Source organism: Streptomyces sp. NPDC006691 (assembly GCF_042869955.1).
Classification (GTDB): Bacteria; Actinomycetota; Actinomycetes; order Streptomycetales; family Streptomycetaceae; genus Streptomyces.
In genome coordinates, this window is the sequence record NZ_JBIAGW010000006.1 from 183611 (window position 1) to 209728 (window position 26118).

The window sequence follows — 26118 nt, forward strand, 5'->3', positions numbered from 1 at the left end:
GCACGCGTCAGCCTGTACTTCTGCTCCCGTCACGCGGTGGTTTCCGGTGGGGTCCAGGGAGTGTGGGAGCCCAGTCGTATGCGGCCGTCCCCAGTGCGTTCGAGGAGCAGGGCATTCGCGGCCGGCCAGTAGGCGGGCGTGTCGTGCAGGTTGGTGTGCGGCACAGGAAGCCAGGCTGGCGAGTCGTCCATGTCCGGTTCGTCATGGTCGGTGATTGACACGCTGACACCGTTCGGGTCCGCATGGAGCAGGAGCCGATAACAGGGTGCGTCACTGCGGCCTGCAACGTACTGCGTAGCGACCCGGACGGTCTCTTTCATGTGCCAAGTCAGCCACGCAGGCGCTCCGACAGCAGTCAGGGCCGCTTCGACAGTCTCGGTCAACATCTCGTTGCTGCCGTGCACGCACGGTGCCGTCAGCGCAATGGTCATCTGCTGCCCCGCCCAGGAACCTGTTCCGGGCAGCGAATCAGTGCCTGTCCGACCGCACTCCGTGGCCACAGCCACGGGTACCAACGACAGGTGGTTAACGCGTCCCATGAGTGCCTCCCGTGCCTCCCGCAGGTGTGAGCGTGAAAGTGGTCAGCCGCAGGAGGGAAGAACCCGGTCTGGTCCTGCCTCGAAGGTTCACACTTTCACCCGAGTGGCCAGGGTCTGGGACCTGACACTGAGGCTACGCCCTCTACAAGGGCGCCGCCATGCCCTACGGCGCCCCCGCACAGACTCGGGCTGAGCAACCAACCGATCGGCGCGATCCGCCAGAACTCCTGTCAAGCGATACCGCCAGTTGCCGCGTGCCCAGCGGGTCTCCCCGCCGGGTAATCTCCGCCACCTTCAATGGAGCGCGGCAGGTCGACCAGGCGTGTACCCGCAGAGTTGAGAGCCGGCGGAAAGACAGACATCGCAGGTCGGACCCGCCGGGCTCCGCTCGAACCTGGGCAACCGCGCTGGTGAAGAAGCCGGAGACCCACGGGACGGCTTCTGGCACCTGTCATGGCCGGGTGGGGGTGTGTTCGGGCTGGTGTTCAGCCGTGCTGAAGTAGGCGGCGCGGCGGCGCAGATGACGATGGAATCCGTAGCGAGCATGCCGGTGAGTGGGGGCGGAGGCCGCGGCGTAGAAGAAGTGCTTGCCGATTTCGATCAGGACGAGGTAGGCGAGGATCATGCAGACGAGTGCGGCGAAGAACGCTCCCGGCAACGGCTGGAAGCCGAGTGTGTGGGCCAGCGGGGTAGCGGGAAGCAGCGCGCCGACCGTCACGGCGGCGAGGGCGGCCAGGGTCAGTGGAAGGCTGGGGTGGCTGCGGAAGAAGGGGATGCGGCGGGTGCGGATCGCGAAGATGACCAGGGTCTGGGTGGCCAGCGATTCGACGAACCAGCCGGATCGGAACTGGGCTGGGCCTGCATGGAAGATCCAGAGCATGACCGCGAAGGTGACGAAGTCGAACACGGAGCTGAGCGGGCCGAAGCGGATCATAAAGCGACGGATGAAGGCGATGTCCCAGTGGGAGGGCTTGCGCAGCTGTTCCTCATCGACGTTGTCGGTGGGGATCGCCAGCTGACTGCTGTCGTACAGAAGGTTGTTGAGGAGGATCTGGGACGGCAGCATCGGGAGGAAGGACAGGAACAGGGAGGCGCCGGCCGCAGATGCCATGTTGCCGAAGTTGCTGGAGGTCCCCATCAGCACGTACTTGATGGTGTTGGCGAAGATCCGCCGGCCCTCGGCCACGCCGTCGGCGAGAACGCCGAGGTCCTTCTCCAGCAAGATCACGTCGGCCGCGTCCTTGGCGACATCGGTGGCCGAGTCCACGGAAATCCCCACGTCGGCCGCGTGCAGGGCCAAAGCGTCGTTGACCCCGTCCCCGAGGAAGGCCACGCCGCCACCACTGCGGCGTTGGGCGTGCACGATGCGTGCCTTGGCCTCGGGGCTGACGCGGGCGAACACGGTGGTCGAGATGATCGCTTCGGCGAGCCGGGTCTCGTCCAGAGCGTCGACCTCGGGACCCGTCATGGTCCTGCCCGAGCCGAGTCCGAGGTCGCGGCAGACTTTGGCCGCGACCGCGGGGTTGTCGCCCGTGACGACTTTGACAGCGATACCGAGCGCGGCGAGCCTGCCCAGCGCTGCGGACGCATCCGGCTTGGGCGGATCGAGGAAGACCAGGAGCCCGGCCAGGGTGAGGCAGTTCTCGTCATCGGGCCGGATGACCGCTGCTTCCGTTACGGCGGGACGTATGGCTACGGCGATGACTCGGTTGCCGGCCGCGAACTCCGCTGCCAGCGCCTCGCGAGCGGCGGCCGGGACGTCGTCGCAGCGCTCCAGAACGCTTTCCGGAGCCCCTTTCGTGACCAGGGTCGCCTGGCCGGACCCATCACTTACGAGGACTGAGACCATGCGGCGTTCGTGGTCGAAGGGCAGCACCGCGAGGCGGCTGTAGCCGGCCAGCACGGCCTTCTCCTGGGCCGCGGCCGGGGTGCGCCACAGGGCCTGGTCGAGCGGGTTTCCCGCGGCGTCCTGGTCGCCCTGGATCGAGTTCTCGGTGCCGAGGAGTCCCCAGCGGAGCACCGTGTCCGGATCCTGGCCGTCGGTGGGCACGGCGCGCATGTACTCGATCCTGCCCAGCGTCAAGGTGCCGGTCTTGTCGGTAAACAGCACGTCGACGTCGCCGAGGTCCTCGATGCAGACCAGCCGCTTGACCAGGACTTTGTGCCGGCTCATACGTCGTGAGCCGGCGGCCAGGCTGGTGGAGACGACGGCGGGCAGTAGCTGCGGAGTGATACCGACCGCGATGGCCAGCGAGAACAGCAACGCGTCGATGATCGGCTTGTGCAGGACCACGTTGATCGCGAAGATCGAGGCGGTCAGGGCACCCGCGACAGACACGAGCAGCAGCGAGAACCGGCGCAGGCCGACCTGGAACTCGGTATCGAGCTGGTGCGTGCCAAGACCGGCGGCGATCTTGCCGAATTCGGTCCTCACGCCCGTCGCCACCACAACCCCGCGACCACTGCCCACGCGGATGACGGTCCCCATCAGCGCGCACCCGGCAAGCTCCGCCAGCGGGGTCCCGACCGGCACGGAGGCAGTGCCCTTGCTCACGGGCAGCGACTCCCCGGTCAGTATCGACTCGTCGCACTGCAGACCGGTCACTTCCAGTAGCCGAACATCAGCCGGGACGACATCGCCGAGACGCAGCTCCACCACATCACCGGGCACCAACATGGCGACATCGACCGACGCCGCCCGCCCGCCGCGCACCACTACCGTCTCGTGGTGAATCTGCGAGTGCAGAGCCTCGGCGGCCTTTTCGGCTCGGTACTCATTGACGAATCCCAGCCCCACCGACACCGCCACGATCACCCCGATGATCACCGCATCGCCACGCTCCCCCACCAAGGAGGACGCGATCGCCGCAGCCAGGAGCAGCCCGAGCAGAGGAGAGCGCAGCTGATGCCACAGCACCGGGAGGAGCCGGGCCTTGTGCGATGACACGGCGTTGGGGCCGAACTGTGCCTGCCGCCGGGCGACTTCCTCCGGACCCAGCCCACGGACGGCATCGACGCCCACCTCCCGCAGGACCTCAACGCCCGGCAGCATCCCGGCGGACACGATGCCGTCCGCCGAACCTGTCGGGGGGATCCCCTGGGCCGCGACCTTCACCGCCTCACCCACTCCCCTCCGCAGGTGAAGGCGCCGTGTTGGCCTTGGTGGAACTGCTGCGCCATACCGGTCGCCATCTTGAGGAACACCGCACGCGCGCCGAGGGCACGACCTCCGCACAGCCTCGGACGCGGCAGATCATTCCAGCATCGCACGCATCGACCACCTGACTTCGCGACCGCGTTCGCGCCCCTCCTCGCGAGACTCCGCAACCGCGTGCGACATACGGCCGCGGCCGTGCCCAAGCCGAGACTCGGCCCCATTGGAGGTGGCAGGCACCGGTCGGCGCATACCGTCCCTGCGGGACAGGTTCGAACTGCGTCACAGGCGCTCGACCTGCGTTGTTCTGTCGGACTGCTCACCGGGGTTCACCCCAGGTCCAGTCTCTGATCTCGGGCAGGTCCACCCCGTGCAACGCGATGTGATGGGTGTGCTGGACGAGCCGGTCGCTCATCCGCTGCCTCAGGTAGTCGCCGCGGGAGCCCAGTTGAGGCAGGCGGTCGATGACGTCCTGTACGAGGTGGAAGCGGTCCAGGTGGTTCTGCACCCGCATGTCGAAGGCCGTCGTGATGGTGCCCTCCTCGTTGTAGCCGCGCACGTGCAGGTTGCGGTTGGTGCGGCTGTAGGTGAGGCGGTGGATCAGCCAGGGATAGCCGTGGAAGGCAAAGATGATGTGCTTGTCCCGGGTGAAGAGCGCGTCGTAGTCCCGGTCACTGAGCCCGTGCGGATGCTTCCTGTCGGACTCCAGCCTCATCAGGTCGACCACATTGACCACCCGGACCGACACCTCGGGCAGGTGCTCGCGCAGGATCGACACCGCTGCCAGCACTTCCAGGGTCGGCGTGTCTCCGCAGCAGGCCAGCACGATGTCCGGCTCCCCGCCCTCGTCGTTGCCGGCCCACGGCCAGATGCCGATCCCCTCGGTGCAGTGCACGACGGCCTCGGCCATGGAAAGCCACTGCGGCATCGCGCGCTTGCTCGCCACCACCACGTTCACGTAGTGCCGACTGCGCAGGCAGTGGTCCATGACGGACAGGAGGCAGTTGGCGTCCGGAGGCAGATACACCCGGACGATGTCGGCCTTCTTGTTCACCACGTGGTCCAGGAAGCCGGGGTCCTGGTGGGTAAATCCGTTGTGGTCCTGCTGCCAGACGTGCGAGGTGAGAAGGTAGTTCAGCGAGGCGATGTCACGGCGCCAGGGCAACTGTTTGGTGACCTTCAGCCACTTGGCGTGCTGGTTGAACATCGAGTCGACGATGTGGATGAACGCCTCGTAGCAGTTGAACAGGCCGTGACGCCCCGTCAGCAGGTACCCCTCCAGCCAGCCCTGACACTGGTGCTCGCTGAGCATGGAGTCCAGCACGCGCCCTGACGGTGCGAGGAACTCATCTCCCTGCTCCGTGCCGGCGTTCCATTGCCGACTGGTCTCTTCGAAGATCGCCCCCAGGAAGTTGGAGAGGGTCTCGTCAGGTCCGAAGATCCGGAAGTTGCGCCGCTCCTCGTTACAGGCGATGACATCGCGCAGGAAACGCCCCAGGACCAGGGTGTCCTGTCCGCTGACCGCCCCGGGCGCCGGAACGTCCACGGCATGCGTACGGAAGTCGGGCATCCGCAGATCGTGCAGCAGGACGCCGCCGTTGGTGTGGGGGTTGGCGCTCATCCTTCGGTCCCCTGCCGGCGCCAGCTCCGCCAAGTCGGACAGCAGACGGCCGGTTTCATCGAAGAGCTCCTCGGGCTTGTAGCTCTTCATCCAGCTCTCCAGCTGGCTCACGTGTTCGGGGTGGGCGGCATCGACCAGCAAGGGGACCTGGTGGGAACGGAACGTGCCCTCGATCTGCAGGCCGTCGACGGTCTTCGGGCCGGTCCAGCCTTTGGGAGACCGCAGGACGATCATCGGCCAGCGGGGACGGTCCTCTCCCCCGCGGGCGCGGGAGGATTCCTGGATCCGCTGGATGTCCTCAATGGCCAGGTCCAGCGTGGTGGCCATCAGCTCGTGCATCGTCTCGGGATCGTCGCCCGACACGAAGTGGGGCTCCCAGCCGCAGCCGCGCAGATACTGCGCCAGCTCGTCGTCGTGGATGCGGGCCAGTACCGTCGGGTTGCTGATCTTGTATCCGTTCAGGTGCAGGATCGGCAGGACGGCCCCGTCGCCGACCGGATCGAGGAACCGAGTGGACTGCCACGCAGTTGCCAGCGGCCCCGTCTCCGCCTCTCCGTCACCCACCACGCACGCCGCGATCAGACCAGGGTTGTCGAACACGGCGCCGAAGGCGTGGCTGAGGGAATATCCGAGCTCTCCGCCTTCGTGGATCGACCCGGGCGTTGTCGGGGCGACGTGGCTGGAGATGCCGCCGGGGAAGGAGAACTGGGTGAACAGCCTCCTCAAGCCGGCCTCGTCCTGTGTGACGTCCGGGTAGATCTCGCTGTACGTGCCCTCCAGGTAGGTGTTACCCACCACGGCCGGACCACCGTGGCCCGGCCCGGAGACGTAGAACATGTCGAGGTCGTACTTCTTGATGACCCGGTTCAGATGCGCATAGATGAAGTTCTGGCCTGGTGTGGTGCCCCAGTGGCCGACCACCAGCGGCTTCACATCGGCCAACTCCAACGGCCGCCTCAACAACGGATTGTCGTAGAGGTAGAGCTGCCCGACCGACACATAGTTGGCCGCCCGCCAGTACGCGTCCATACGGTGCAGCAGTTCCGGGGACAGGGTCTGAACGACGTCGCTCACGGGGCTTCGCTCCCTTCGTCCTCGTCGTGCCGCGGGATGAGCTCCACCGGACAGTGCGCATGGTGCAGGAGGCTGTGTGCTGTGTGCCCCAGAGCGGGCCCGATGTGACCTGGCGATCGTCTGCCACGAACGACCAACAGGTCAGCCGTACGCGACGCCTCGACCAGGGCACCGGCCACGGACACGCTCTTCTCAGCGTCCACGTTCAAGGCCAAGCCCGGATACTCCTTGCGCACACGGTCAGCAACGGTCTCCAGGCTCCGCAGCCGACGGCCCGCGACTTCGCCGACGTCATCGAGCATGGTGACGACCGTTCCTGTGTACTGGAAGATGTCCCAGACGGTCAGCAGCCGCAGAGACGCCTTGCGGAGCTCTGCTTCGGAGGCGGCCTGGCGAGCGCAGTCGATGTCGTGTTCGTCGCGTACGGCGGCCAGCACACTGTCCTGCGCCTGGGCGTTGGCCGTGCCTCGCACCACGACGACGGGCGTGGTGGCGCCGGTCGCCGTCTTCAGGCCCACCGACCCCAACCTGAGCGACTCGAATCCGCCCAGACCACGATGACCGACCACGATCATCGAGTACTTCTCCGCCAGTCGGCGCAGCCCGTAGACAGGGTCCCTGCGGCTGTACTGCGTGGTGACATCCAGTCCCGGGAACCGCTTCGACACCGCCAACGCTGTGGCCTCAAGCAGTTCGTGACCCGCGACGTGGATGTCTTCGATGATGTCCGCCGTCAGATAGAAGATCCGGTCGGCGGTATCAGCGCCGTGGAAGATGTGCAGAGTGCTGTCGCGCCTCGCGGCCTCGGCTCCTGCCCACAGCGCCGCCGTTCGGGCGCTGGGCGAGCCATCGACACCGACAGCCACCGAACGGGGCTCCGGACTGAGATGCATCGCGCCGGCCATGATTCCTCCTCAAGAGCAGCCCCGGCCATGTCCAGCCCTGCCACCGGGACGGGGTGGGGCGCGCAGGCCCCGCGGGGCAGTCCCCACGGGACCTTGCGGCCCGGTCGCCACGAGCTGCCTGTCGCTCTCACACCATTTCGGGCTTCCCGTTCACGGGACCCGCGACGATGCCGTTGATGTCCGGGCTCAGGGCCGGCGGCTGGACGGGGGCCGCGGCTCCCGCTGCCGCCACTTCCCTCGCGAGGAACGATCCGAGTTCGCCAATGGTGCTCATGAGGGGGGCGGGGAAGACGACCGTGGTGTTCTTGTCGACGCCGATCTCCACCAGGCTCTGCAGATTGCGCAGTTGGAGCGCCAGCGGATGGTCCATCATGATGTCCGACGCGTCCCCGAGTGCCGCTGCGGCCAGCGATTCGCCCTGCGCGTTGATGATCTTCGCCCTCTTCTCCCGCTCGGCCTCGGCCTGGCGGGCCATCGCGCGTTTCATGCTGTCGGGCAGCTGGATGTCCTTCAGCTCGACCAGAGTGACTTCGACACCCCAGTCGGTGGTGGTGATGTCGAGGATCTCGCGGATGTCGATGTTGATGCGGTCGGTCTCCGACAACGTCTCGTCCAGTGTGTGCTGGCCGACGACCTTGCGCAGTGTGGTCTGTGCGATCTGGTTGATGGCAGAGCCCACGTTCTCGATCGCGATGACCGATTTCGTCGCGTCCACGATCCGGAAGTAGGCGACCGCGGAGACGTCGACGCTGACGTTGTCCCGGGTGATGATCCCTTGCGACTGAATCGGCATCGTGACGATCCGCAGCGACACCCGGTGCAGAACGTGTACGAACGGCACGATCATCCGCAGGCCCGGCTCCCTGGTTCCCGACAACCGGCCGAAGCGGAACAACACACCCTTCTCGAACTGCTTGACGATCTTGAGGGCCATGGCCAGGCCCACCAGCGCCACTACGGCGAGAACGATCAGAACAAAGATCAAAGCGCCCATGGCGCTCCTCCTCACAATGAGGACCACGTCGCGCCCGCGCGAGGCCCCTCAACGAGAGTGCACAGCAGAACCATTTCCGTCTGCTCCACCCAGAGGGCTACGCGGGTTCGGCTGCAAGCGACGAGCACCTCTATCCCCAGCATTACGCAAGCCTCCGGGACCCGGCAGGGACCGAATGGTCCACACTTCCTTCACCCACTGCCCAGCCCTGGGCAGCGCCGGCACCGCGTGCTGACGACACGAGTGAAGTGGAAGATCCAATGCCTTCGCCCAGGCCTGCAGGCCAACAGTGGTTCGGCGCATCACGAGCACGGTCGGGTCCAGTGCGTACAGCGCTTTCACCGGGTCCTTCAACGCGACCTTCACACGAGAGACCCCGCTAGGGCGAAAGGGCCGACCAGGCGAGCGTGAGGCGCGGCTCGACACCTCACACAGCTCCATCGCTTAAGCATCCGCCGTCGGCCCTCTGGCCTCGGACAACGATCACATCGCTTCCGAGCGCGCCTCCCCTTTCCTCTACCTGCGCTGGCACCAGCCGCGAACTCCGCGTTCAAGATTCGAGGCAGAGCCCGAGGCGCGACAGAGACACCGAGCTTGACGCGGGACCGCGAGTTCCGCCTGTCCCAGCGGGAGTCCACGAGCTGCACAACGAACTTGATGATCGTCCACCGGTCTCCGGCACCTTCCCGCGGAACAGAACCCCCAAGGGGCCTTCCAAGGGCTGGCCTTGTGCACAAGGACGGGCTGTTGCGTAACCACTGCGCCCGTGACACGGCCACCTCCGTCAATCCAGTAGCCCACTGAGGCCAACAGTCCAGTCCGTCCCTGGGAGCACGTTCACAATCCGGGCATCCCATGCCACCGGGCGCTGCCCGTGAGGAGTGTTCGGCAGTGACTGCGCCGACGGTCCCAGCGCACAGGGCACGCAGCCGGCGCTACGGCCAACCGGCCCGAACCCCTGAATCGCATTCTGGCCTACCAGCCGGATACAGCCGTTGTGCGCGGCGGCCAAGCCGAGAGCCACTCGTACGAGGCAGGTCACACACCGCAACAGCGGGATTCCGACCACACCTGCCGTACCCGACAACGTTCGTGAGGGTAAACCGTGGTCGGGGTTCGAGAAGCGACTCCGTACGGCCGGGTTGTGGGAGTCGACGGCTCGGAGAGTTCGATCCACGCTCACTGCTGGGCAGCAGCCGAGGCCCGACGTGGGACGCGGGCAACGCAACGACGCCCGAACATCTGGGCTGGCCCCGTGGCCCGCGAATGCGTACGGCATGCTCCTTGCCCCGTGGTCACCGTGCCCGAAGCCGAATCCGCGCGACCCGACCGTGCGTTCGCCGCATACCGGGTCAAGGCTGTCGCCTTCGCACAGCAGCCACCCACCCCGTGCAGGGGCGGCCCCTCGGCCGTCGAAGCCGATGGCCGCACACAGAGACGAACACCGGTCAGCAGGCACGCGGCACGCATCAAAGCGCCCAGACGCCAGAACTGTTGCGCCGCTACGCCGATCCAGGTCAGAGAGACAGGAGATTGCTGGCCATCCCCGCCGGGCCTGCCCGAAACGGCGGGAAAGGGCCACGAAACTAGTACTTACCTACGCCAGGCTGATGGGTTGGCGCTCATGCCGCAGAGGGCATCGCACAAGGGGAGAACAACTACATGCTCCCGGACCCCCTCCTAGCTGACCAGTCTTGTCGCCCCGGACCCCGGTGACCCCACGCTCCTGCGCCACTCCCCGCGCGCAGCTCCCCTGCGGCGGGCCTCACCGAGGCGGCACCCATGCTCCACAACACCCCGCTTCCCCGCCAGCACCTAGACGTCTACCGCAGCGGGGAGTGCACCGTCGTGGAACTCCGCGGCGAGATCGACCTCGCCGCCACCATCGCGATCGCGCCGTATCTCGACGCGCACACCAGCCGCGCCGAGCCACTGATCGTCATCGACCTCACGCACGTGACCTTTCTCGACTGCGCCGGACTCGGCCTGCTGTGCCGGGCCAGACGCCGCGTCATCGCAGGACACGGCGAACTCCGCCTGGTCTGCCCCCACCCGCCGGTCCTGCGCCTCCTGCGCCTGGCACGGCTCACCGATGCCTTCCGTCCCATGCACAGCGTTGCAGAGGCGGCTGAGTGCTGGTGCGCAGCCCCGCCCGTCCCAAATCCCGGTCAGCAACCGCCATCCGATGGCCGCACAGGCCGGCTGATCGACAGCGGCGACTGGGACGGCCGTGGAAGGGGCTACGGGCCCGGGGCCGGGGCCGGCACATCCGGCTGAGGAGTCCGCAGGCTGCCGCACACTGACTGCGGTCCCGGTGCGGTGGAGCGGCCGATGCAGCGGAGGAGCTCGTGGCTGGGTCACCGCGCCAGGTGAGCGTGGTAGCGGTGGCCCAGGAGCCGCCTGCCGACGACCTGTCCTCAACCCTCCAGGCTCCCCAGAACGAGGTCCTGGTGGGCCCTGAGCACAGTGGGGACTACAACGGCACCACCGTCTACTCCTACGCCGACGTCCTCGGCATGGACGCCGAGCCCTTGAAGGTCGTCGTCGGGCAGTGGAGCGAGAGGCAGAAGGAAGTGGGCTGCTCTTACGAGGCCCCCGACGACCAAGTCCTCATCGGGCGTATGCACCGCGAGGACGAGGTTGGGGACACCGGACACCTCACCGCCAGGCTGTTCCGGAGTCGGCCATCTGCCGGTCCCGGCAAACGTGCCGGGACCGGCAGCCCCTCAGCGTCGCTGCCGCCCCTGGTGATGCTGAAGCAGAGGCGTGGAGGCCGTCCAGCGCTGGATGTGGATCGTTCGGCCCTGCTCGCACGCGCTGCCGCGCCGGAGACTCGAAGCAGACGCGAAGGAGGCCACCTTGAGCGCCCAGTCCCGGACACGGATTACTGCCACCTTGTCAACGGAACATCGGGCCCGCCTGAGGGGACTGGGCGAGGAGTCAGCCATGCCAGCGTCCCGGTACACCGTCAGCGACGTCATGACCCACACGGCCGTGGCCGTGGGCCGCAAGGCCTCCTGCAAGGAGATCGGCGTCATGAAGCGCTCCCTTCGGCCCCTTCGACGAAGTCCGGCTCGACGGGTTGTTTTCCCGGGGTGCTGGGACAATTTTGGCTGAGGCCCGAGCCGACCCCAGGGGTACGGATGTCCGAGACACCAGCAGGATCCGCCGCGGCACCCGTCCGGGTGTTCCTCCTCGACGACCATGAGGTCGTTCGGCGTGGTCTGCACGACCTCCTTGACTCCGAGCCCGGGATCGAAGTCGTCGGCGAGGCATCGACGGCCGAGCAGGCACTGGCCCGGGGCCCGGCTCTGCGACCGGACGTCGCGGTGCTGGACGTACGACTGCCCGACGGTGACGGCATCACCGTGTGCCGCGAGCTGCGCTCCCGCATGCCGGAGCTCGCCTGCCTCATGCTCACGTCCTTCGATGACGAGGACGCCCTGCTCGACGCGATCATGGCAGGGGCCGCAGGGTACGTGCTGAAGGAGATCAAAGGGAGCGACCTGATCTCCGCCGTACGCACGGTGGCGACCGGGCAGTCCATGCTCGATCCGGCAACCACTGCCCGGCTGATGCATTCGCTCCGGGACCCCGAGGCCGACAAGCCTGCCCAGGACCAACGCCTCGCCGCGCTGTCCGAGCGGGAGCGTTCCGTCCTCCAGCTCATCGGGGAGGGCCTCACCAATCGGCAGATCGCGGGGCGCCTCTACCTGTCCGAGAAGACGGTCAAGAACCACATCTCCCGGCTGCTCTCCAAGCTGGGCGTAGAACGCCGCGTCCAAGCGGCTGTGATCGCGGCCCAGGTGCACGAGCACGACGAGACGTCCCCCTGACGCCTGCGCTCAACCCGGCCGCCCGTCAGGTTCGACCGGAACCCGCCACTCCAGCCGGGTGCCGCGCTCACCCGCGTACGGCGAGATGGCCAGCGCGCCCCCCAGCCGCTCGGCACGTTCCGCGAGGTTGCGCAGTCCGCTGCGTCGGTCGGTTTCCCCGAGACCGACCCCGTCGTCCCCCACCACGACTGTCAGCACACGCCTGACGAGGGTGATGGTCACCTCCGCGTGAGTGGCCCGGGCGTGCCGGGCCGCATTGGTGAGCGCCTCGCCAACCACTGCTACGACATCGTCCGCAACCCCGTGCGGGACATCCGTGTCGATCAGCCCTTCGACACGCAGGGCCGGGGCGAATCCCAGCACTGCGGCGGCTGCGCCGACGGCCCGCGCGACGCGGAGCCGCAGCTTGTCCTCCGCTCGGCTCTCCCCGTGCTCCCTGAGCCCGAAGATGGTCGAGCGGATGATCTTGATAGTGGCGTCCAAATCGTCGATCGCCCGCGTCAGCCGCTCCGCGGCCAGCGGATGCTCCACGAGCCTCTGCATGCTCTGGAGTGTCATGCCGGTGGCGAAAAGCCGTTGGATGGCCAGGTCGTGCAGGTCTCGCGCGATCCGATCGTGGTCCTCCAACAGACTCATCTGCTCGGCATCACGGCGTCGGTCGGCCAGCTCCAGGGCCAGGGCCGCCTGACCGGCGAACCCCGCCAGCGGCTCGACTTCGGCCGCCGCGAACGGCGGCCGCCCGGTGCGCCGCGCCAGAATCAGCACGCCACTCGACTTCTCCTTCGTCCCGACGGTGACCGCCACCGCCGGACCGAACCCCTTCCAGCGGTCGCGCTGTACGGTGATGCGTTCGTCCGTGGCCACATCGGCGACCACGACCAGGCCCTTTTCCGTGCCGGCCGCGGCGGCCGCGAGGGTGCCCTCGTTGCTGGGCAGCGCCATGCCCTGGTGTGCCTCCGCCCCCTCGCCCAGGGCCAGCGACCCGCGCAGTTCACCGCTCGACCCCACGAGGTAGAAGACGCACAGCTCGGCCTGGGTGATATCGCTGGCACGCGCCAGCATGCCTTTTAGGACGGCGCTCTCACCGGAGCCGGACAGCAGGGCGCTGGTGAAGTCGGAGTTGGCCTGCTGCCAGCGTTCCCTGAGCCGCACTTCCTCGAAGAGGCGGGCGTTCTCGATCGCGATGCCGGCGGCGACGGCCAAGGTGGACAGGACGGCCTCGTCCTCCGCACCGAAGTCCGCGCCACCCCGCTTCTCGGTCAGGTACAGGTTGCCGAACACCTCGTCGCGAACCCTGATCGGAACTCCGAGGAAGGAGTGCATCGGCGGATGGTGCTCGGGAAAGCCGGCCGAGGCGGGATGTTCCGACAGGTCGCCGAGCCGGAGCGGTTCCGGGTGCCGGATCAGCTCGCCCAGCAGCCCGTGCCCGGACGGCAGGGCCCCGATTCGTACCCGCTGCTCGTCACTGATCCCGACCGGCAGGAACTGAGCCAGCTTCTTGTCGGCTCCGATGACGCCGAGGGCGCAGTACTCCGCGTCCACGAGGACGACGGCCGCTTCGGCGATGCCGCGCAGTACCTGTGCCAGGTCGAGTTCGCGTCCCACCGACATGACGGCTTCCAGCAGGCCGTTCAATCGGTCGCGGGTTCCTCGCACGTCGTCGATACGGGCCTGAAGTTCGTCCAGGAGTTCGTCGAGTCTCAAGCTCGGAACCCCGTTCCGAGCCGAAGCTCCCCCCTCCCCGGCCATGGATACCTCCGACGTCGAGGACGGCAGCACACACTGCTCCCCTTCACCGTAAGCCTCCCTCCATGCGGCTTCACCTCGGCAACCGCCTCATCGCGGCGCGGTCGGAGTCGTGATCACTGGACAGTGCGCACGGTGCAGCAGCCCGTGGACGACTGATCCGAGGCGCATGCCCGTGTAGCCGCCGTTGCCCCGGCGACCCACGACCAGGGCCAGCGCGTGCTCGGCGGCCTCCGCGAGCACCTCCACAGGATGTCCGGCACTCACCTCATGGGTGAGCGCCACATCCGGGTACTGCTCGGACCAGCCCGCCACGGCTTCCGAGAGCATCCGCCGCTGCACTTGGCGGGCAGCGGCGTCTTCCTGGAACGAGAAGGCGGGCGCATGCCATACGGAGATGGCACGCAGCGCACAGCGACGCAGGCTTGCCTCTCGGAAGGCCAGGTCGATCGCCGCCTTTGAAGGCTCGCTGCCGTCGACGCCCACCACGAGATAGGCGGGCTCCTGGGTGACGTGCTCGGCGTCGCCGACCACCACGACGGGGCAGTGCGCCCGAGCGGTGACAGGCAGCACCGCAGAACCGTCGTCGAAAGCCTCCTGCACCCGGCCGAGGTGACGTGATCCCAGGACCACCATGCGGGCGTGTCGGGAGAGCCTGCACAGCACGGGTGCTGGAGCGCCGGCCAGAAGGTCGAGCGTGAGTTCCACATCGGGGTGGCGCGCGTGCGCCCACTCAGCTGCTCTGTGCAGGGCGTCCTTGCCCCCCTGCCGGAGGGCGTCCTGGTGCGGGCCGTCGTCGACGTGCTGGGTGTCGTGGCGGAGCGGCACCGCGGTTACGAGCCGGAGACGGACCCTACGGCGGTGGGCTTCATCCACTGCCCAGGCGAGGGCCAGTTCACCCGTTCCGGTCGGGTCGACGCCGACGACGAGGTCACGCCCTTCCGCGATGTCCGTCATGACGTGCTCCCGAATCGCGACAGGTGGCGGGGTACGAGCTCCACGGGGCAGTGGGCGTGGTGGATGAGGGTGTGCGTCGCGCGTCCGAGGGTCGGCCCGATGTATCCGGGCGAGCGCCTGCCTCCCATCACCAGAAGATCCGCCTGATGTGAGGCTTCGATCAGGACGGCTGCCACCGAGAAGCTCGATTCGGCGTCGAGGTGCACGGTCAGCTCGCGGAACTCCTCCCGGATGAGGTCTGCGACCGCTGTCACGCTGCCCATGCGTCCCCGGGCCAACTCGTCCGTGCCGTCGAGCATGGTCACGACGTTTCCGACGGATTGCAGGACGTTCCACACGTGCAGAATCCGAAGGGCCGACTTACGCGCGTCGGCTGCACGGGCGGCGTGCCGGGCGCGGACCAGGTCATGCTCGTCACGGATGGCGACCAGCACCGTGTTGGTCTCGACCGCGTCCGCCGCGCCCCGCACCACGATCACCGCTGTGTCGGCACCGGCCGCAACCTTCGGCCCGACCGAGCCGAGCAGCAGCGGGTCGAACCCGCCGAGCCCGCGATGACCGACCACGAGGACGCCGTCGCCCGGCACGGCCGCGTGGAGGCTGACGGCCGGGGCGCTGTGGCTGAGCTCTGTGGTGACCAGCAGGCCACGATGGCGCTTCGCGACGGCCGCGGCGGTGTCGTCGAGCAGTTCGCGTCCCTCGCCGCTGATGCGGAGAACGTCGTTCTCGTTGAGGAATGCTTCGCGGCCGTCGGTGTCCGTCGCATGGACGAGACGCAGGGAACGCCCGCGCCGGACTGCCTCGTCGGCCGCCCAGAGCGCAGCCGTGCGGGCCCGCTGCGAACCGTCGACACCTACCACTACCGGGCCGGGCTGCGGCCCACTCATGATGTCCTTCACGGCCTCTCCTCTCCCCGTGCCGAGCGAGGTTGTTTCTCAGGCTGACACCGGGAGAGGTCTGTGCGAGAGGGCCGCACGGGGCGGCCCCGGGACCGAAGGTCCCTTCCGGCTGCCGGCACCCGGTACTTCCCAACGTTCCGTGGCCCGGTCGGCCCCAGCACGGACCCGTTCGGCCCTCGTTGGCCGGCGGATCCCCGGTGCACGGTGACTGCGAAGGGGTGTCGGCGTCCGGTCGCCCGTCGGACTGGTCGACAGTGGGCCCGCAGCCGGTCGGCCCGATCGTGAATGAAGTGGACTGGGCATCGCCGTGAAGCAGTCACCGCGCCCGACCGCTCCGCACAGACAGGATGGTCCCGTGCTCTCATCACATCTGGACACAACGTCCGTGATCTCTCTGGTCGAGGACGCCGTCACAGCGCCTTCCATGCACAACGCCCAGCCGTGGAAATTCTTGTACCGGCCCGGCACACGCACGATCGAGGTACACGGCGAATCCGAGCGGACCATGCCCCACAGCGATCCCGAGGGACGGTCGCTACATCTGGGCTGCGCGGCCGCGCTCTTCAACTTGAGGGTCGGCGCCGCCAACGCCGGGTGGGAGCCGGTCACACGGCTGCTCCCCTCCCCTGACGATCCCTGGCACCTGGCCGACCTGGAGCTCCGCGAACCGGCTCGGCCGGACGACGGGCTCGCCCCGCTGTATCCCGCGATACGCCGACGTCACACGAGTCGCTTCCCGTTCACGGACGAGAAGATCCCCGGCGCCGTCCTCGACGGGCTCCGGGCGGCTGCCCTCCTGGAGGGCGCCAAACTGCTCGTCCCCGACCTGTGGCACACCGAAGTGGTACTCGGCCTGATCCGGGATTCGGAGCTGTACGAGTCCGGCGATCCGGCTGTTCGGGAAGAGACGGCGCGCTGGACGGTACCGGACGCCACGGCCTACGGGAGGCGCAGCGACGGCATCCCCGCCTACGCGTACGGACCGCGCCCTCACCACCCCGGCACGCCGGTAAGGGATTTCAGCGGCTGGCGACCCGAAACCGACCGGCCGACCGCCCCGTTCGAGCAGCACCCCCAGATCGCGATTCTCGGCACGCCGGACGACGCTCCATCGGACTGGCTCCGCGCCGGACAGGCCCTTCAGCGCGTTCTGCTCCAGGCAACGCTGGACGGCCTCGTCGCCTCCATGACCTCGCAGCCCCTCGAATGGCCGGAGCTGCGGTGGGCCGTACGCGATCCGAGCTCCACGATGGGTCACGTCCACATGATCATCCGCCTCGGCTACGGCCCTGAGGGGCCGGCCACTCCCCGTCGGCCTGTGACCCAGGTGCTGGACATCGCGTGATGGAACCGCCGAACGGCAGGCGCCGCGATCGCTGTTGCCCTTCGGTAGGGCGAGCGACGCGGCGCGCCGTTGACGGCGTACCCGCACCCCCGCACCTTGGCGTTGACTGGACATCAACTATCCTTATATCAGGCGGAGTTGACCAGATGACCGGGCGCGATGAGCTTCCATGTCTCCGTAGGCAGCCCGCGCCAACTGGGCCGCGAGGTCCGCGAAGGCACGGTCCGCGGCCAGCTCGTCACCGATCTCCGGCACTTCGCGATCCTGCGGACGGCAGCGGGCGGCGCCTCGGCCGGTGAGCTTCCTCGTGCCGGTGTCCAGTTCCGCACGGGCCTTGGTCCGGCCCCGTTCCTCGAAGAGGTAGAGCCGGACCTTCCACTCCGCTGTGTGCGACATCGCTCGCTCCTTGTCACGGCTCACGCTTCAGCCGTGCTCGATGCGGCGCCCGGTGATCCTCCGCGGCGTGACCGTCATCCACAGCCGGCGATCGCCGCCTGCCCACGGGTAGGAGCGTGCCACGTCGTCCAGTCGCCGGACGGCGGCGCTGTCCGAGACGGTCTCGGCCTGGCCGACGGCCAGCACGCTCCAGCCCTTGCGCATGGCGTCGTCGATGCGGTCGACCTCGAACGCCACCTCGGTTCCCGCGGCGGCGGCGAGCTCACCCCCGGGCGACGTGCGGAAGGCCACCGCGGTCCCGGCCACCACGTAGTTCACCGGAAGCACGGCCGGCCCCTCGGCGTTGAATGTCGCCACCCTGCCCACACCGTGCGTCGAGAGCAACCGGCGGCACTCCGACTCGTCCAGGGGCACCAGGGCGGCGTCCCTGTCGGCGGTTGCCGTGCCCGGTGGAAGGTCGACCGTGGTGCCGGCCAGCTCGCCCACACTGGTGCTCAGCGCGTCGGCGAGGCGCAGCATGACGCCCCGGCCCGGCTGGGCAGCACGTTCTTCGAGGTAGGCGATGTACGAGGGAGCCGCACCGCTGCGCTCGCCCACCTCTTCGCGAGTGAGCCCGAGCGCCTGACGGCGCTGCGCTATCCGTCGCCCGAGGTCACTGCGGCCCGCCGGTTCCGCGGCGTCGGCCGACTCGGTCCTGTTGACAGCCATGATCGTCATCTCCTCCGACTCACACCTGCGCCGATGTGGACACGACCGTGTGCTGGGGGCCGCCCAGCACCACCTTCAACGCGCCGGTCTCCCCCGCACGCGAGAACACCTCGTACGCCTCCTCCATCTGTCCCAGTTCGAAGCGATGGGTGATCAGCGACGACGAGGGCAGCCGGCCGGCCGCCATCATGCGCAGCAGCATCGGGGTGGACCGTGTGTCCACGAGCCCCGTGGTGATGGTGACGTCTTTGATCCACAGGTTTTCGAGGTGCAGGGTGGCGGGCTCGCCGTGGACCCCGATGTTCGCGACCCGCCCGCCGGGGCGGACCATGCGGGTGCACATCTCGAAGGCTTCCGGAACGCCCACGGCCTCCATGACGACATCGGCGCCGAGTCCTTCGGTGAGCTCAGCGACCAGACGTTCGGGTTCCTCGGCGGCATTCACGGTCGCGTCGGCACCCAGTGCCCGCGCGGCTTCCAGCCTCGGCTCCGCGAGGTCCACCGCGATGACGGAACTCGGTGAGTACAGCCGGGAGGTCAAGATCGCGGCGAGGCCGATCGGTCCGGCTCCGACCACGACCACGGTGTCCCCGGGCCGCACCTCTCCGTTCAGGACCCCCACCTCGTAGGAGGTCGGGAAGATGTCCGCGAGCAGGACCGCGTCGTAGCTGTCCACGGCACTGGACAGCGGGTAGACGGAAAGGTCGGCGAAGGGCACCCGCACGTACTCGGCCTGGGTGCCGTCGATGGTGTGGCCGAGCACCCATCCGCCGCCTCCGCGGCACTGGCCGTACCGGGCCTCGCGGCAGAACCGGCAGCGGCCGCACGCGGAGATGCAGGAGATCAGCACGCGGTCACCCGGACGTACCGTCATCACGTCCGCGCCGGTCTCCACCACGGTGCCGACGGCCTCGTGCCCGAGTATCCGGCCTGGCTCCACCTCTGGTACGTCCCCCTTGACGATGTGCAGGTCCGTCCCGCAGATGGTCACCGCGTCGACGCGGACGATCGCGTCCCCGGCATCCTTGATGCTCGGGTCCGGCACGTCCTGCCACGAGGTCCGTCCGCGTCCCTGGAAAACGAGTGCCTTCATGACATCGCCCTTCCCGACTGCGCTCCGATAGCCGTCAGCCCCAGACTGTCGCGGGGACCGGGTCACCCGCATGGGCCGGACGGTCCCCTCCGGGGACCTGACGGACCCATCACCGCCCGTCCCAGGAGTGCGACGGTGGATGCCGCCCCCCACCAGCCGAAGGAGGGCCGGCCGGCCGACACACCGCCGAGCCCGATGAGACCCAGGCCGGTGCTGCTGAGGTTCCTGGGCGGTGTGCGCGGTGACGGGCAGCGAGTTCCTCGTCGAGAGCGACCACGCCCGCATCCTGGTGGACGGCGGCCTCTTCCAGGGCCAAGCCGATCTGCGGCGCCGAAACTGGGACCGGCTGCTCTGCGACGCGTCCGACATCCACGCGGTGATCGTCACCCATGCCCATCTGGATCACTGCGGCCATCTGCCCCGGCTGGTCCGGCACCGCTTCCGGGGGCCGATCCTGACCACCGCGAACACCGCCCACCTCACCCTCGAAGACGGCCACACCGTTGCCGTCAGCGGCGACCTGGGTCGTCCGGGTCATCCGCTGCTACTCCCGCCCGAACCGTTCTCCGGGGCCGATGTGCTGCTGATGGAGTCGACGTACGGCGACCGACGGCACTACTCCGCCTCGGGCCGGGCAGCGTTCAGTTCGCCGCTGTCCTCACGCGGACCCTGGAACGCGGCGGCACGGTCGTCATACCGTCCCTCGCGATCGACCGCACGGAGGTCGTCCTCCACGAGCTGGCCGGCCTGCGTCACGACGGGGTCGTCCCGAAGTCCGTTCCTGTGTACGCCGACAGCCCCATGGCGCCGGCCGCGCCGGATGTCTACCGCGACGCCATCATGACCCGGGCCCCTGAGCTGCGGCCCCAGATCCTGGAGCAGTGAGGGGGTCCCTCAGCCCGGATCCGTTCCTAGCCGCCCGTACCGTCCACGAGTCCATCGACAGCAACAGTGCCAAGAGCTCTGCCGTCATCGTGTCCTCCGCGGGCATGGCCACCGGCGGACGTGTTCTGCACCATCTCAAGCGGCTGCTTCCCGATCCCCGCAACGCCGGGGTCATCGTCGGCTTCGCGGCAGTCGGCACTCGGCCCGCGACTTGGTGAACGGAGCATCCACGCTCAAGATGTTCGGTGAGTACGTGCCCGTGCGCGCCGAAGTCGCGGACGTACCCCACTTCTCGGCGCACGCGGATGCCGATCAGATCCTCGACTGGCTGCACGGCGCCGAGCCCCCGCACACCACTTACCTGGTCCACGACGAAGAGAGTTCGGCCGACGCTCTGAGGAACCGGATCGACGACGAACTCGGCTGGACGGCGGTCGTCCCGCGCTCGGGCGAGGGCGTCCTGGTCCGCTGACCCCGCCGTCCGCAAGGGCCCGCCCGGCACCTTGCGGACGGCGTGGCCGAGAGCATGCTGAGAATCAGCGAACACCGCCCGTCGCCCCCAGTGAGGACCGCGTCATGGCCACCAGCCGCTATACCGTCGCCGACGTGATGACCACGACCGTCGTCACGGTCACCCCGGACGCCGGGTTCAAGGAGATCGTCGCCGCCATGGAACGCTGGCGGGTCGCCGCCGTCCCCGCCATCGAAGGCGAAGGCAGGGTCGTGGGTGTGGTCTCGGAGGCCGACCTGCTGGCCAAGGAGGAGTTCCGCCGGAACGGCCCCGGCATGATCGAGCAAATGACGCGGCTCGACGACAGCGCGAAGGCGGCATCGACACTGGCCCGGGCGCTGATGACGTCCCCGGCCGTCACGGTCCATGCCGACGCCACCCTTTCGCAGGCTGCTCGGCTGATCGCCGGCCGGGGCGTCAAACGACTGCCCGTCGTGGACAACGGCGGCGTACTCGAAGGCATCGTCAGCCGGGCCGACCTGCTCAAGGTCTTCCTCCGCCCGGACACCGAACTCGCCCTTGACGTAAGGCGCGAGGTCGTCGACCGGCTGTTCCCCGTCTCGCACCACGGCGTGCGGGTCGACGTGGAGGACGGGGTCGTCACACTCTCGGGAGCCGTCCGGGACAGCAGTCTCATCCCGGTCGCCGAACGCCTCGCCCACACCGTCGAAGGCGTGGTCGCCGTGAACTGTGCTCTCACACCCCCAGCTGCACAGGATTGACGGAGAACGCGTACGTCACAGCATCACGTGGTCGAGAACAAGCCGGCGTTGTTACCCCCACCCGAATACGCGTCGCCGCAGCCTGAACGCATGCACGGTACCGATCCAGGAAGGGACCATCACTATGTCAGAAAGTACAGGGGCCTCACCGCTCGGAGCGGTGCCCAGGACAGTCGTCGGCACCCAGAGCCCCAGCCAGACGACGGTGTAGGTCGATGCGACCAGTTCCAAGCGCACGGCGCGACGAGTCCCTCCGGCCCGGTTCAACCATGGCCTAACGGTGGCGACCACCATGGCCGAGCCATCCGTGGCGTGGCCCAGGCTGACGAGGAGCCCGCCAATCACAGCCCTGTCGAGGGACCTTGCCCCTGGCGGAGCAGTCCCGACGCGTAGCGTGAGGACATCCTTCACGTCACAGCGAAGGAGGGTCCTTGCGCAAGAATCCGGTCAGCGCGTGAGGGCGCCCGGCGTCAGCGCCTTCCTCCACCAGGAAAAGCCTCAACTGATCCATCAGCCCGATCCTGTCCTCTCCAGTCCCTGCCCGCCACCATCGCCCCCCGGCACAACTGAGCAATGGCCCCGACAGCTCACACAAGGGTGAAGCAGGCAGCAGCTAGGCGTGCGGCACCACCGCCACCGGACACAGGCTGTGGTGGATCACGGAGTGTGCAACCGGGCCCAGCCTGGGGCCACTTGGGATCCGTCGGCCGACGATCAGCAGGCTCGCTTTGGTCGACGCCATCAGCAGGTGGTGAGCCGCGCGGCCGTGGATCGCCCGCTCCGCCACTTCCGTGTCCGCGTACTTGTGCCTCCAGGGATTCAACGTGGCAGCCAAGTGGTGCAGCTGCTCCTCCTCGGGGTCCACCGCGGAACCGGACGGAGCCAGCGGAAACACCCAGGTGTGCAGGACGTGCAGTGGCGCCCGGCGTGCCATGGCCGCTTCGAAGGCGTACTCGATGAGCTCGTCGCACGGGTGGTCCAGGTCGATGCCGAGGACGACCGGGCGGTACGGCCCGGCCGCCGAGTCCCAATGCTCGTCCTCAGTCCGCTCTCCCGCCCTGACGAGGACGACCGGGCAGGTCGCCCCGGCCGTGACCGCCAGGGCTGCCGACCCAACGAGGAACCCGGCGAAGCCGGTGAACCCGCGCGACCCCAGGACGACGGTCTCGCAGGAGGCAGCCACGTCCAGGAGGGCCGCGACCGGCGGCCCCGCCATTTGGCGGCGGCTGATGTCAAGGCTGGGATGGGCGAAGGCCAACGCTCGGGCCGCTCGGTCCAGCGCGTGCCCCGTCCGGCCGGCCGGAGCGTCAAGTTCCGGCAGACCGGTGTGGGACTCGGGTTCGTCCCCTGCGTGCAGCAGGACGAGAGGCAGTCCGCGGCGAAGGGCTTCACGGGCTGCCCAGTCGGCCGCGTCCAGGCTCTCGGCGGAGCCGTCGATCCCGGCGATGATGATGTGCTCCATGACGCACCTCCTTGGTGCGAGGGGGTTGTCCCGTCCAGGTCCAGTCAACGATCTCGGGCAGATCGGTGCCGTGTTCGCGGATCCATGAGGGGTGGCGGATCCGGCTGTCGGCCATCGTCCGACGAACGGAGGCCGCGCGGGTGGCAAGGCCGGGGACGCGGTCGATGACGTCCATGACCAGCCGGTAGCGGTCGAGGTGGTTGCGTACGACCATGTCGAAGGGCGTGGCCGGCCCGGCGCTGACCGTACGAGAAAGTTCATGCGTGCGGAACCACGGCCACCGGGCAGGCCGCCTGATGCAGCACAGCATGGTTGACCGGGCCCAGCTGCATGCCCAGTTGGCTCTTGCGACGGCGGACGCCGACGACGAGCATGTCGGCCGTGAGCGCCGTGTCCAGGAGAGCCTTGCGGGCGTGGCCCTCGATCACACGAGGCCGCACCTCCACCTTGCCCACTCCTCGCGTGGTCGGACGCAGGGCTTCGGTCAGCGCATCAGCCGCCAGCACACGGTGCCGCTCCACGTCCTCCCGATGGTCCGGGTGATCGGCGACCTCCCGGGCCGGGCACCGCCAGGCGTGCACCGCGACCAGTGCGGCGCCCCACGCCTCCGCTTCCCCGAACGCGAACTCCACCACCGGACCCGGTTGTTCGGGTGCGTCGACGCCGACGGCGATGCGGCCGTAGCCACGGCGCAGGTGTCGCTCGTTGCCGCGTACCACGATCACCGGGGACTGCGCGCGGGCGGCAACCGCGAGGCTCACCGACCCCAGCGGCAGTCCGGCGACTGCGCCCGCGCCCAAGCCGCCCACGACGACGGCGAACGCCTCGCGGCTCAACCTGGTGAGTACGGCGGCGGGGTCTTCGACGACCAGTTCCGCGTAAGCCTTCACCGACGCGGCACGGCGGCCGACCCGGTCCACGGCCGACCCGATCAGGTTCTCGCCGTACGTGCGGAGGGCACTCCGGTCGGTGGTGAACGACGGGCCGTAGCCCTCGTACCACCCCCATGCCTGCGAATGGACGACGCACAGGGGCAGGCCGTGCTGAGCCGCCTCGTCAGTCGCCCAGTCGAGGGCTCGCAGACTCGGATCCGAGCCGTCCACACCCACGATCACTGGCTTGTCCACGGTGCCACCCCTTCCGGGCCCCGCCCGCGTCCGGGGCGTCATAGGGGACGTTTCCACGCTCGGGGGCGGGCCGGGAGGGGCGAACCGGCCCCAGTGGGGGACGTTCGGCCCCTGCCGGTCGGCGCGCGAGGTCCGCAGGGTGGGAACAGGGTCGGCGGAAGGGGAAGCGATGACCATCCGTACGCGCGTCGCCGTTATCGGGGTCGGCACCGACTTCCGGCGGGACGACGGAGTGGGCTGGGCGGTGATCGGCCGACCGCGAAAGCGGGCCGCCGACCGCCCCTGCCCGCCGACACCTTCCTGGCCACGTGTGACGGCGATCCATTGCGGCTCATAGGGCTCTAGGACGGCACTGATCTCGCGGTCGCGTGGATGCCGCGCACGCTCATCCGGCCCGCCCCGGTCTGGTGCACCGACTCGAATTCGTCGCCGGGGGCTACGGCACCCCCCGACCAGCTCGGCGCGCCGCCGCCTTCCACCTCACGGTCGCGATCGCCGCCGCCGAGCTCGTCGGCCGTGCCGTCGCGGACGGCCCCCCGCGCACTGTCTGCCTGGCGGGCGGCTGCTTCGTCAACCGCCGGCTGTTCACCGAGGTCCGACGCCGACTGCGGGCCCAGGCTCTGCGCGTGCCCGTCCCCAGTGCCGTACCGGTGGGCGACGGCGGAATCAGCTACGGGCAGGCCGCGATCGCCGCCGCCCGGCTCGCGAAGGAGTGAGCGCCGTGCGCCTCGGCATACCGGGCAGGGTGACGGAGATCCACGAAGACGCCGGGCTGCCCATGGCAACGGTCGGCTTCGGCGGAGTACGGCGCGAAGTCTGCCTCGCCCCCACACCGACGGCGTCCGGCGGTAGATACGTCATCGTGCACGTCGGTTTCGCCATCACCGAGGTATCACCGACGTCGACGAGGCCGAAGCCCGACGAACCCTGGAGGTCCTGCGCGCCATGGCCGGGGCGGTGGAGGACGAGCTCGGCGAACCGCTGCCCGGGGCCGGCCGACCCCGCGGGAGGGGCCGGTCGGCCCTGCTCCTGCCCCCGACGGCCTCTGGGGCGGGGCCCGTGCCAGGCGGATGCTGCGTATGTCAACTGGCGGATGAGGGAGCCGAGATGACCGACCACGAGCCCAACGAACGGCCGGTGCACGCGTTGCTCACCGACGGCACGACCGTACGGATACGCCCGGCGCGGCCGCCCGGGCAACCCCGTCGAAGCCACGGCTGCCGTCTCCGAGGAGCAGCTGGGCCGTTGCGTGGACCGTCTGGTCGGGCACGCCGGCATCGACGCGGTGCTGGTGGTGCTCGTCCCCACGGCCCTGGCCGAGGCGACCGGCGACGACCTCACCCGAGCTCTGCTGCGCGGACCCGGGCCGCGCGCCCGCCCGGTCGTCGCCGTACGCCTCGGCCAGGACGTGCCCGTCACCCTGCTGCCCACCGAGGACGGCGGCTCGGTCACCGCCTACGCCGACCCGCAGTCGGCGGCTCGTGCCCTCGGCCACGCCGTGGACCGCCCCCGCTGGCTCTCCCTGCCTCACGGCAGCACACAGGACCTCGACGGCATCGAGAGCGACGCCGCGCGGGCACTCGTCGACACGTACCTGGCCGAACACCCCGACGGAGGCTGGCTGGCACCACGCGAGTGCGCCGCACTGCTTCGAGCTCTTCGCCGGGATCATCCAGGACGAGGCCTTCGGTCCCCTGATCCTGTTCGGTCTCGGCGGCACGGCCACCGAGGTCCTCGCGGATCAGGCAGCCTGCCTCGCACCGCTCACCGATCTCGACGTGCACGACCTGATCACGGCCCCTCGCTGCGCCCCGCTGCTGTTCGGACAGCGCGGCAACGGACCGGTCGACCTCGAAGGCCAGGAACAACTGCTGCTGCGCATGTCGCGGATGGCCTGCGACCTGCCACAGCTGGCCCTGGCCGACTTCAACCCCGTACTGGCCCGGCCCGGCGGTGTCACCACACTCGACGTCCGGGTGCGGCTGCTGCCGCGCAAGGCCACCAACCCGCACTTACGGCGACTGCGCTGAGGGGGAGACAGAGATGAAGCACATCAAGGTCGGCTCCGTATTGAGCACCGAGGTCGTCACCGCCCGCCTCGCCACTCCCTTCAGGGAGGTGGCCGGCTCCTCGCCCAGCACCGC

21 protein-coding genes and 3 pseudogenes are annotated in these 26118 nt (G+C 68.8%); 10 read left to right on the top strand and 14 right to left on the bottom strand.

Annotation, left to right across the window (positions count from 1 at the left end):
* Positions 1–29 precede the first annotated feature (29 nt).
* The 5 genes from ACFYNP_RS16335 to ACFYNP_RS16355 all read right to left on the bottom strand — a co-directional run bounded on the left by ACFYNP_RS16335 (position 30) and on the right by ACFYNP_RS16355 (position 8287).
* Positions 30–431, bottom strand: a complete 402-nt coding sequence (locus tag ACFYNP_RS16335) for a hypothetical protein (RefSeq protein WP_388409512.1) — start codon at positions 429–431, stop codon at positions 30–32.
* A gap of 559 nt (positions 432–990) precedes the next feature.
* Positions 991–3666: a magnesium-translocating P-type ATPase gene (gene mgtA, locus ACFYNP_RS16340; protein ID WP_388785997.1), complete on the bottom strand. Its 2676-nt coding sequence runs from the start codon at positions 3664–3666 to the stop codon at positions 991–993.
* A 346-nt stretch (positions 3667–4012) separates the two neighbouring features.
* Positions 4013–6388: a phosphoketolase gene (locus tag ACFYNP_RS16345; RefSeq protein ID WP_388409514.1), complete on the bottom strand. Its 2376-nt coding sequence runs from the start codon at positions 6386–6388 to the stop codon at positions 4013–4015.
* On the bottom strand, positions 6385–7293 hold the full coding sequence (locus ACFYNP_RS16350; protein ID WP_388785999.1) for a universal stress protein: 909 nt from the start codon (positions 7291–7293) through the stop codon (positions 6385–6387). The genes ACFYNP_RS16345 and ACFYNP_RS16350 overlap by 4 nt, the downstream gene beginning before the upstream one ends.
* A 127-nt stretch (positions 7294–7420) precedes the next feature.
* Positions 7421–8287: a slipin family protein gene (locus ACFYNP_RS16355; protein WP_388786001.1), complete on the bottom strand. Its 867-nt coding sequence runs from the start codon at positions 8285–8287 to the stop codon at positions 7421–7423.
* Between the two features lie 1782 nt (positions 8288–10069).
* Between ACFYNP_RS16355 and ACFYNP_RS16360 the strand changes: the two genes are divergently transcribed.
* A complete protein-coding gene (locus ACFYNP_RS16360; RefSeq protein ID WP_388786003.1) occupies positions 10070–10564 on the top strand; it encodes an STAS domain-containing protein in 495 nt (164 codons plus the stop codon).
* An 866-nt stretch (positions 10565–11430) separates the two neighbouring features.
* Positions 11431–12123, top strand: coding sequence for a response regulator (locus ACFYNP_RS16365; RefSeq protein WP_388786005.1), 693 nt, complete (start codon positions 11431–11433; stop codon positions 12121–12123).
* A gap of 9 nt (positions 12124–12132) precedes the next feature.
* On the opposite strand, the gene ACFYNP_RS16370 is transcribed toward ACFYNP_RS16365, so the two are convergent.
* From ACFYNP_RS16370 to ACFYNP_RS16380, 3 genes are all read right to left on the bottom strand, one after another.
* A complete protein-coding gene (locus ACFYNP_RS16370; RefSeq protein WP_388786007.1) occupies positions 12133–13872 on the bottom strand; it encodes a GAF domain-containing protein in 1740 nt (579 codons plus the stop codon).
* Positions 13873–13959: 87 nt separating this feature from the next.
* Positions 13960–14826, bottom strand: coding sequence for a universal stress protein (locus ACFYNP_RS16375; protein ID WP_388786009.1), 867 nt, complete (start codon positions 14824–14826; stop codon positions 13960–13962).
* Complete coding sequence (locus ACFYNP_RS16380; RefSeq protein ID WP_388786011.1) at positions 14823–15725, bottom strand: universal stress protein; 903 nt, start codon at positions 15723–15725, stop codon at positions 14823–14825. The genes ACFYNP_RS16375 and ACFYNP_RS16380 overlap by 4 nt, the downstream gene beginning before the upstream one ends.
* Positions 15726–16080: 355 nt before the next feature.
* Here ACFYNP_RS16380 and ACFYNP_RS16385 point away from each other — a divergent pair, with 355 nt between their 5' ends.
* Positions 16081–17070, top strand: a complete 990-nt coding sequence (locus ACFYNP_RS16385) for an Acg family FMN-binding oxidoreductase (RefSeq protein WP_388786013.1) — start codon at positions 16081–16083, stop codon at positions 17068–17070.
* 123 nt (positions 17071–17193) lie between these two features.
* On the opposite strand, the gene ACFYNP_RS16390 is transcribed toward ACFYNP_RS16385, so the two are convergent.
* From ACFYNP_RS16390 to ACFYNP_RS16400, 3 genes are read right to left on the bottom strand one after another with little or no spacing between them, the layout of a single operon-like run.
* Positions 17194–17466, bottom strand: coding sequence for a dsRBD fold-containing protein (locus tag ACFYNP_RS16390; RefSeq protein WP_388786015.1), 273 nt, complete (start codon positions 17464–17466; stop codon positions 17194–17196).
* Positions 17467–17493: 27 nt separating this feature from the next.
* Positions 17494–18174 carry a helix-turn-helix domain-containing protein gene (locus ACFYNP_RS16395; RefSeq protein ID WP_388786017.1) on the bottom strand — a complete coding sequence of 227 codons (681 nt, stop codon included), beginning with the start codon at positions 18172–18174 and terminating at the stop codon, positions 17494–17496.
* 19 nt (positions 18175–18193) lie between these two features.
* Positions 18194–19267 carry a zinc-dependent alcohol dehydrogenase family protein gene (locus tag ACFYNP_RS16400; protein ID WP_388786018.1) on the bottom strand — a complete coding sequence of 358 codons (1074 nt, stop codon included), beginning with the start codon at positions 19265–19267 and terminating at the stop codon, positions 18194–18196.
* A 241-nt stretch (positions 19268–19508) separates the two neighbouring features.
* Here ACFYNP_RS16400 and ACFYNP_RS16405 point away from each other — a divergent pair, with 241 nt between their 5' ends.
* The 4 genes from ACFYNP_RS16405 to ACFYNP_RS16420 all read left to right on the top strand — a co-directional run bounded on the left by ACFYNP_RS16405 (position 19509) and on the right by ACFYNP_RS16420 (position 21385).
* Complete coding sequence (locus tag ACFYNP_RS16405) at positions 19509–20111, top strand: MBL fold metallo-hydrolase (RefSeq protein WP_388409551.1); 603 nt, start codon at positions 19509–19511, stop codon at positions 20109–20111.
* A 37-nt stretch (positions 20112–20148) separates the two neighbouring features.
* A complete protein-coding gene (locus tag ACFYNP_RS16410; protein WP_388786020.1) occupies positions 20149–20370 on the top strand; it encodes a hypothetical protein in 222 nt (73 codons plus the stop codon).
* Positions 20367–20624: an MBL fold metallo-hydrolase RNA specificity domain-containing protein gene (locus ACFYNP_RS16415; RefSeq protein WP_388786022.1), complete on the top strand. Its 258-nt coding sequence runs from the start codon at positions 20367–20369 to the stop codon at positions 20622–20624. Before ACFYNP_RS16410 ends, ACFYNP_RS16415 begins: the two co-directional genes overlap by 4 nt.
* Before the next feature lie 104 nt (positions 20625–20728).
* Complete coding sequence (locus tag ACFYNP_RS16420; protein WP_388786024.1) at positions 20729–21385, top strand: CBS domain-containing protein; 657 nt, start codon at positions 20729–20731, stop codon at positions 21383–21385.
* Between the two features lie 613 nt (positions 21386–21998).
* Here ACFYNP_RS16420 and ACFYNP_RS16425 read toward each other — a convergent pair.
* The 3 genes and pseudogenes from ACFYNP_RS16425 to ACFYNP_RS16435 form a co-directional block, all read right to left on the bottom strand.
* Positions 21999–22847 carry a universal stress protein gene (locus tag ACFYNP_RS16425; RefSeq protein ID WP_388786026.1) on the bottom strand — a complete coding sequence of 283 codons (849 nt, stop codon included), beginning with the start codon at positions 22845–22847 and terminating at the stop codon, positions 21999–22001.
* A gap of 31 nt (positions 22848–22878) precedes the next feature.
* A pseudogene (locus tag ACFYNP_RS16430) lies at positions 22879–23073 on the bottom strand (hypothetical protein); the annotation flags it as partial.
* Positions 23074–23104: 31 nt separating this feature from the next.
* A complete protein-coding gene (locus ACFYNP_RS16435; RefSeq protein ID WP_388786028.1) occupies positions 23105–23974 on the bottom strand; it encodes a universal stress protein in 870 nt (289 codons plus the stop codon).
* A 458-nt stretch (positions 23975–24432) separates the two neighbouring features.
* Between ACFYNP_RS16435 and ACFYNP_RS16440 the strand changes: the two are divergent.
* The 3 genes and pseudogenes from ACFYNP_RS16440 to ACFYNP_RS16450 form a co-directional block, all read left to right on the top strand.
* Positions 24433–24690 (top strand): annotated as a pseudogene (locus tag ACFYNP_RS16440) (carbamoyltransferase HypF); the annotation flags it as partial.
* Between the two features lie 62 nt (positions 24691–24752).
* Positions 24753–25085 (top strand): HypC/HybG/HupF family hydrogenase formation chaperone, encoded by a 333-nt coding sequence (locus ACFYNP_RS16445; RefSeq protein WP_388786280.1) that lies wholly within the window; start codon positions 24753–24755, stop codon positions 25083–25085.
* An 84-nt stretch (positions 25086–25169) separates the two neighbouring features.
* Positions 25170–26004: pseudogene (locus ACFYNP_RS16450) on the top strand (acetate--CoA ligase family protein); the annotation flags it as partial.
* Positions 26005–26118 lie beyond the last annotated feature (114 nt).